Origin of the sequence: Microcystis sp. LE19-195.1E (genome assembly GCF_027532095.1) — a bacterium.
Taxonomy (GTDB): Bacteria; Cyanobacteriota; Cyanobacteriia; order Cyanobacteriales; family Microcystaceae; genus Microcystis; species Microcystis aeruginosa.
On sequence record NZ_JAPZSZ010000292.1, the window covers coordinates 1 to 2,020 of the forward strand.

2 protein-coding genes are annotated in these 2,020 nt (G+C 44.5%); one reads left to right on the forward strand and one right to left on the reverse strand.

Annotated features, from left to right (window positions below):
• On the reverse strand, nucleotides 1-261 hold a 261-nt coding region (locus O9300_RS16250), incomplete at its 3' end, for a helix-turn-helix domain-containing protein (protein WP_287972220.1).
• Between the two features lie 128 nt (nucleotides 262-389).
• On the opposite strand from O9300_RS16250, the gene O9300_RS16255 reads away from it, so the two are divergent.
• Entirely contained in the window at nucleotides 390-1,391 is a 1,002-nt protein-coding gene (locus O9300_RS16255) for a CsgG/HfaB family protein (protein ID WP_287731808.1), read from the forward strand.
• Nucleotides 1,392-2,020 lie beyond the last annotated feature (629 nt).

Below are 2,020 nucleotides of genomic sequence, written 5' to 3' on the forward strand. Positions count from 1 at the left end.
AGCTGTTTGTAGGTGTCTTAACCCTTGTTGTAAGGGTACACAGCTTACTTCATTGAGAAAGTCTAATTCTTCTTGCTTTTTCCAATCGGTCAACATTGAAGAAGTTTCAGTATATCCTACTCTTTCTTGTCTTTCGTACCAAGCTTGTGTTCTGAGATGGAGAGCTTTATTGTAAACTAATCTTACACAGCCCAAAGTGCGCCGCAATAGCGACTCTTGTTCGGGTGTGGGGTAAAATCGAAACGAATAGGCTTTTTCCATGTCCTTTCACACTAGCATATATTTCGTAAATGTGCTAATATTTAACAGTAAAGCCGTCGTAGAACGACGGGGTTTCAGACCCAAATTTTCGATGATCTATATTCTATTTGACTGGAGAACCCCTTATCATGTTCGATCGAGATAGTATCCGTGGTTTTTCTGTCTTGATTACCCTTGTGGGAGTCGCTTCTAGTTTGGGTTTTAGCTTCAACGCACCGGCTTTCTCCCAAGCTATCTCTAACAATTTACCGTTACTCTTAGCCCAAAAAAGCGAAAAGGTGCGAGTAGCGGTTTTAGACTTCGATTATAGCGGTCTCAGTAATCCCCAGTGGTTAACATTTCTCAATGGTGGAGCCAGTGGTGTCAGCGATATTCTCGTCAATAAATTGGTGGAAAGTGGTCGCTATACAGTCATTGAGCGCAGTCGCATTGATGCTGTCCTCAGAGAACAGAATTTGGGGGCTTCGGGACGGGTAGATGCCGCTACCGCCGCTCAAATCGGGCAAATTTTGGGGGTAGATGTGGTGATTATCGGTTCGATTACCCAATTCGATTTACAAAAAAAACAATCTGGTGGCTCGTTTATTATTTTTAGCACCGCCAAGACAGAAACCGATGCTTTTGTCAAGTTAAATGTCCGGGCAATTAATACCACCACGGCCGAAATTATTACCACCGCTCAGGGAGATGGTACTGCCAATCAATCCGATGGTTCCACCGTGGTTTTAGGGGTTGGGGGTGGTTCCCAAACCTCCAACGAAGGGAAATTACTCAGTATTGCCACCGATAAGGCAGTGGCGCAGGTGGTGGATAATCTCAATGATAAAGCCGACCAAATCGCCGCTACACCTCGCTCGCTACCGACTGTCACCGCTTTAGTGGCTGCCGTGGCGGGAAATCAGGTAATTCTCAATAAAGGTACGGGAGAAGGCTATCGTGTCGGTTTACGCATTTCCATCGAACGGACGACTCAAACGGTCAAGGATCCGCAAACGGGTAAGGTTATCCGTCAGATTACTCAACCGATTGGCACTCTCGAAATTGTCGAAGCTGATGGTCAATCTAGCGTCGGTCGCATCATTACCGGTAATGGTTTTAAAATCGGTGATTTAGCTAAACCCATTCGTTAGTTATGAATTATGAATTGGGGAAGTGGGGAAGTGGGGAGATCGGTAAACTCAAGTCTGATCACTGATAACTGATAACTGATAAGTGAACACTGATAAGTGAACACTCACGAAAATTTGAAGTTATTTGACACTCCCGTCGCACTAAGCGCTTCGGGATTCTTAGTTCAACGAGTCCACTTAAATTAGATGCCTTGCGTTATCCAACCCAGAGGTGGTTCTCACGCTTGCGCGTTACTTTTCGTATGCCCTACGATAGTCCCCCTGGCCCCCCCCCGCCGTGGGGGGGGGCCAGGGGGGGGTACAAAGTTTGCTTGAATTGAAACGTTAGCTTCAAATACTGCTTTGTCTATTTCCTGTAAAGATTTTACATCACGAGCAGGGGGAAACTAGAACTATTGAGTAGAACCCCATATCTTTAATTGTCAAGGTGCAGATAGCGTAGTGGTTAGACTACATGGGTTTTTAAAGCGGTTGATTACCCTATCCGCTCTAAGCTAAAACGCACTTAAACCACCTAAAATAGAAATAGTAATTTTAGAAAAATCCTACTTATGCCAGCCAAAGATTTCCTAGACTTAGAAGAAAAGAAAAACTTACAAAAAGCTCTTAAAGAAGAAGAAAGAGCAGAG

Bases quoted from the DNA above. Each gene is read 5' to 3' on its own strand.
- O9300_RS16255 (WP_287731808.1), top strand. From the start codon at position 390: ATGTTCGATCGAGATAGTATCCGTGGTTTTTCTGTCTTGATTACCCTT.